This window comes from Actinomycetospora sp. (genome assembly GCF_055612215.1).
On the sequence record NZ_JBVPVA010000346.1, the window covers coordinates 1 to 5,282 of the forward strand.

Annotated in this window: 4 protein-coding genes; 1 reads left to right on the forward strand and 3 read right to left on the reverse strand. The window is 78.8% G+C overall.

Annotation, left to right across the window (positions count from 1 at the left end):
• The first annotated feature begins 177 nt into the window (after positions 1 to 177).
• Entirely contained in the window at positions 178 to 579 is a 402-nt protein-coding gene (locus AC0CYZ_RS09875; RefSeq protein ID WP_472214736.1) for a metallopeptidase family protein, read from the forward strand.
• A gap of 9 nt (positions 580 to 588) precedes the next feature.
• On the opposite strand, the gene AC0CYZ_RS09880 is transcribed toward AC0CYZ_RS09875, so the two are convergent.
• The 3 genes from AC0CYZ_RS09880 to AC0CYZ_RS09890 all read right to left on the reverse strand — a co-directional run bounded on the left by AC0CYZ_RS09880 (position 589) and on the right by AC0CYZ_RS09890 (position 5,140).
• A complete protein-coding gene (locus AC0CYZ_RS09880) occupies positions 589 to 966 on the reverse strand; it encodes a VOC family protein (RefSeq protein ID WP_472214739.1) in 378 nt (125 codons plus the stop codon).
• A 40-nt stretch (positions 967 to 1,006) separates the two neighbouring features.
• Complete coding sequence (locus tag AC0CYZ_RS09885) at positions 1,007 to 4,651, reverse strand: glycosyltransferase (RefSeq protein ID WP_472214741.1); 3,645 nt, start codon at positions 4,649 to 4,651, stop codon at positions 1,007 to 1,009.
• Positions 4,652 to 4,900: 249 nt separating this feature from the next.
• Entirely contained in the window at positions 4,901 to 5,140 is a 240-nt protein-coding gene (locus tag AC0CYZ_RS09890) for a WhiB family transcriptional regulator (protein WP_472214743.1), read from the reverse strand.
• Positions 5,141 to 5,282 lie beyond the last annotated feature (142 nt).

A 5,282-nucleotide genomic window follows, 5' to 3' on the forward strand; every position in this document is an offset into this window, starting at 1 on the left:
CGAGCGTCAGCCGCCCGGGCGCACGATTCCGGGGGCCGGACCGGCGTAGGCTCCCGCGACGTGGCGAGAGGTGGGACGCGGACCGGCGCCCGGGAGCCCGATCGGTCGGACCGCACCTCGGCGCGGCCCCCGATACCGACCCGCCCCCGGCGGCGGCGTGACCGGCGTGGGCGCGGCATGCGGGCGCCGCTCTACCCCGCGGGCTCACCGGCCTCACGCACCCGGGCCGAGCGGTTCGACGCGGTCGTCCTCGAGGCGCTCGAACCGATCGAGGACCGTTGGGGCGCCGAGCTCGACGACCTCGACGTCGCGGTGGACGACGTCCCCGACGTCGGGGACACCGCCCCGGACGACGACGGCGTGGTCGGCGACGGCGACATCCCGCTGGCGCGCCTGGTCCCCGCGGGCGTCGACCGCCGGGGCGCCCCGACCCGCGCCCGGATCGTGCTCTACCGCCGCCCCCTCGAGGCGCGCGCGCTCGACGGCGAGGACCTCGCCGACCTGCTCCACGACGTGCTCGTCGAGCAGGTGGCCGAGTACCTCGGCGTCGAGCCGGACACGATCGACGGCGAGGACTGACCCGGCGCGTCAGAAGCCGTGGTGCACGGCCTCGACGTTGTGGCCGTCGGGGTCGCGCAGGAACACCCCGTAGTAGCCGGGGTGGTACTCCGGCCACTCCCGCGGCGCGTGCAGCACCTCCACCCCGGTCTCCAGGGCGACGGCGTGCACGGCGTCGACCGCGGCGCGGTCCGGCGCCGAGAACGCGACGTGCAGCTCGCTCCCCAGCGCCCCGCCCGGGGTGAGCCAGAACTGCGGCGGGCCGGCGGGGCCGGCGAGCCCCACCACGGCGCTGCCCTCGTGGGGGATGCGCACCGCCTCCTGGAGGCCGAGCGGGGCGAACAGGCGGAGGTAGGCCGCGACGGAGGCGTCGACGTCGGCGACCGGGAACCCGAAGTGGTCGATCACACCGGGACCGTAGCGCCGCCCACCGACATCGTCCGGCGTCTCAGTCCAGACGGGTCCGCGAGGGCAGCGCCGACACCGCGGTGAAGAGCACCAGCGCGAGCTGGGACAGCAGCAGAAGGTCGCGCAGGGTGTCGTCGCGGTCGATCACCACCGGTCCGCCGGTGGAGGGCACCGCGACCCCGACGAGGTGGCCCCAGGCCGACACCACCGGCGCCGGGTACCCGCCGACCGACGCGCTCCAGCCCGACTCGCGCTCGGCGGCGAGGACGACGAGCCGACGGTTCGCGCCGGGCGAGATCTGCACGCCCACCGCGGGCGGCACGCCGGGCAGCGTGGTGATGCCCGTCGCCCGCTGCGGGGCGGCCTTGGCGTCCGTCGCGTCGTCGGAGACCGGCGGCTCGAGCAGGACCGCGCCGGCCACGGGCAGGCCGACGGCGAGCACCGGGCGGCCGTCGGTGGTCGGCGGAGCCGGGGTGAGCAGCGGCCCCGCCGCCTCGCGGGCGCGGTCGGCCACCGCCGGGTCGGGCAGCACGACCGCGGCGGTCCCCGCGGTGGCGAGCTCGGCCGCCCCGGCCTGCACCTTCGCCGGGTCCCCGGAGAGCAGCGCGGAGACGTCGCGGGTCAGGCGGGCGGGTGCGGCGCCGACCGGGGCGAGGTCGTCGTCGCCGTAGCGCGGGAGGTCCGGGCCCGCCCGGCGCGTGCGGTCGGCGTCGAGGGCGTAGCCGGGGCCGTCCGGCAGCCGGGTGAGCCCGACGTCGACGACGCTGGCCCCGGCGGCCGCGAGCCGGCCGGCGTAGGCCGGGTCGAGCGCCGCGGCGGGACGCGCGGCCAGCGCGCCCCCGGAGCCGAGCAGCAACGCGGCCAGTGCCAGGGCCGCCGCCATGGCCGCGGCGACCGGCACCGCCGACCCGCGCACGCGCCGGCTGCCGGTGCCCGAGGCACCACGCCGGGTCCGGAGCCGGGCCCCGAGCACCGTGCCGACCCGCGATGCCGCGGAGGCGGTGCCGCCCGAGACGCGCGCGAGCACGCCGTCGGGACCGAGGTCGATCTCGGAGTCGCCGCGGCGGCGCGGGGCGGGCCTGTGCCGGGGGCCCGACCGGCCGGTCACCAGCGTGCCCAGCGGCGTCACCTGGGCCTCCGCGACCAGGGCGAGCAGCGTCCACAGCACGCCGCACGCGGCGAACGCGAGCGCGGGCCCCGTCCAGCCGGGACGCGGGTCGCCGCCGGAGAGCGGCGGGAGCGAGACCGTCCCGACGACGCCGGCCGCGACGACGCCGAGGACCGTGATCGCGAGGCCCGGCACGACGCTGCGCCGCGGGGCGAGCAGCGCCCCGACCACCGCGGCCAGCAGCGCGACGAGCCCGACCACGGGCAGGGACCCGGGGCCGCCGGGGTCGAGCGAGAGCACGTCGAGCGTCCCGGCGAACCGCTCGAGCACGGGCGAGCCGGTGCCGTGCACCAGGACCTGCGGGGCGCGCAGGAGCGTCGAGGGCCACGGCAGGAGGAGCAGGACGGGCAGGACGACGACGACGCCGAGCGCGATGGCCCGGCGGCGGGCGGCGCCGGGCGGGGCCGGCACCAGGACGAAGCCCACGACCACGACGACGAGCACGAGGACGTGGACCAGCGGCGCGAACGCGGACACCACGGCGAGCAGCAGGACGGTCCCCGCCGCGGCGCTCCACCACGACGCGCGCCGCCCCTCGACGCGGCTCCCGCGCAGCACCGCGGCGACCCCGGCCAGGACCACCGGGAGGAGCACCACGGCGACGACGCCGTCGAGCCGGCCCTGCGCGACGGCCGCCCCGGTGATCCCGAGCAGTGCGTAGACCGCGGCGGCGAGCGCGCGCAGCACCCGGCCGACCCGGATGCCGCGCGTCGCGACGTAGGCCGAGAGCCCCGCCAGCGGCAGGGCCGCGAGGAGCACCAGCGACACCGCGGCCGCCGGGCCGTCGCCGCCCGCGACCGGCCAGAGGATCCCGCCGAGGATCCCGACGACGGCGAGCGCGGCCGACGCGGGCGCGGCGGTGCCCCCGGAGACGGGGTGCCACTCGGCGAGGTAGGAGCTCCACAGCGGGCCCAGCTCCGGCAGCGCGCGGATCCGCCCGCCCGCGAGGTCGAACCCGAGCCGGGAGCGGTTGACCACCAGCGACACGACCGACAGCGCCAGGACCAGCAGCAGCGGCGGGGCGAGCAGGAGCTCGCGCAGCACCCGGCCGGTGGTGACCGGGACGACGACGAGCTGCTCGTCGTCCGCGGCGGACCGTTCCGGGGCCGGCCCGGCGCCGGCGCCGGCCCCGCCGCGGGGCCCGGGGATGCCGACGAACGCCGTCGCGGCGTCGGGGGACCCGATGAGCTCGGTCGGGCCCGCGGCGCCGTCGGCACCGGACGCGGCCAGGGTGACGCCGACGGACTCGCCGGGCCGGCGCAGGCCGGCCTTGCGCCGGGTGCTGCGCTTCGGCGCCGTCACCCCCGCGGGCAGGGCGCCCTGCCCGACGAGCAGCGCGCCCTCCTCGGGGCCGTCGGCGACGGCGGCGGAGGAGGCCGGGGTGGCGCGGGCCGGCCGGTCCGCCCAGTCGGGCAGGCGCCCGAGGGCGAGCTCGTCGCGCACGCGGGCGCGCACGACGCGGGTGAGGCCGCCCTGGACGGCGTTGCGCAGGCGCGTGGTGCGGCTGGTCAGCAGGCCGCGCATCCCGCGGGGGACGGCGGGGTCGCCGCTCGCCAGGCGCCGGCGGCGGGCCTCGCGCAGGTCGCCGAGGTCGGCGAGGACCCGCCCCATCGCGCCGAGCTCCGCGGTGGCCGCGCCGGGCCGGCGCAGCAGCAGGAAGCCCAGCGCGCGCAGCACCGCGAGCAGGGGCAGGCGGAGCAGGCCCAGGACGAACCCGGCCCCCGAGGAGTTGGCGAGCACCGTCCACTGGCCGTTGCGCCGGTCGACGGTGCGGAACCCGCCGTCGCACCCCCGCGCGTCGAGGCCGCGGGCACCGGTGGTGACGGCGCGGGCGTGGTGCAGCCGGGCCGACGGCACGCACAGCACGAGCCCGCCCGCGCGGTTGATCCGCCACCCGAGGTCGATGTCCTCGCGCAGCAGGCCGAGCGCCGAGTCGTAGCCGCCGAGGGCGTCCCACTCGCGACGACGCACCAGGGCCCCGGCCGACCCGACCGCGAGGACCTCGGAGTTGGTGGCGAACTGCCCGAGGTCGAGCTCGTCGATCCCGATGCCGGTCTGGCGGTGCCCGGAGGCGTCGGTGGACAGCCCGGCCTCGACCACCACGCGCGGGTCGTCCCGGTCGAGCTGGAGGGGACCGAGCATCGCCACGGCGGGCGAGGCCTCGGCGACGGAGAGCAGGACGTCGAGGCAGGACGGCTCGGGAGCGGCGTCGTCGTGCAGGATCCAGAGCCGGTCGCCGGTCCCGCGGTCCCCGGAGCGCCCCCAGCGCCGGTCCGCGTCGGCCACGCCGGCGGCGACCGCGGTGCCGAACGGGGTGTCGCGCGGCAGGTCGAGCACGACGTCGACGGCGTTGGAGGAGCGGAGCAGGTCCTGGGTCGAGTCGGTGGACCCGGTGTCGACGGCGATCACCCGCCGCGGGGCCACGGTGAGCCGGCCGAGCGCGCCGAGGGTCTCGGGCAGCCAGGCCTCGCCGTCGTGACAGACGAGCACGGCCAGTACGGGCGCCGTCGCGGCCACGCGTCCCGTCCCTCCCACGGCGCGGCCCGGGTGCGTCCGGAGCGGCCGCCGTCGTCACGCCGTCGTCGGTCCCGGCCTGCGCCGGGCGACGACGAGACTAGAAGGGCCCCCCGACGGCCTCGTCAGGGGACCGGGGCGCGAGCGGGTCGCCCGGGCGTCACGGCGTCACGGCCCGCCGAGACCGGGCGCGCGGAGGATCACGGGCGCGACCGCCGCCCGGTGGACGGACGCGCCCGGCACGTGACGTCGTCAGACGACGCGGCGCTTGAGGCGACGACGCTCCCGTTCGGAGAGCCCGCCCCAGATACCGAAGCGCTCGTCGTGCCCGAGCGCGTACTCCAGGCACTCGGCCCGGACCTCACAGCTGTTGCAGATCTGTTTGGCCTCGCGGGTGGATCCGCCCTTCTCCGGGAAGAACGCCTCAGGATCGGTCTGGGCGCACAGCGCGCGCTCCTGCCACTCCTGCTCGTCCTCCCCCGTGAGAGCCATCAGCTCCCCCAGGACGTCCCGCCCACCGGACCCCACACTGCCCAGCACCACCGACCCGCGCTCCACACCGTTCACACGGCCTCCCTCACCACCGCTAGCACTCCCCAGCTGGCGGAGCGCCGGCCCCGCACCGGCGTGTACC

Coding starts and splice junctions, on each gene's coding strand:
- AC0CYZ_RS09875 (WP_472214736.1), top strand. CDS start 178: ATGCGGGCGCCGCTCTACCCCGCGGGCTCACCGGCCTCACGCACCCGG.
- AC0CYZ_RS09890 (WP_472214743.1), bottom strand. CDS start 5,140: ATGGCTCTCACGGGGGAGGACGAGCAGGAGTGGCAGGAGCGCGCGCTG.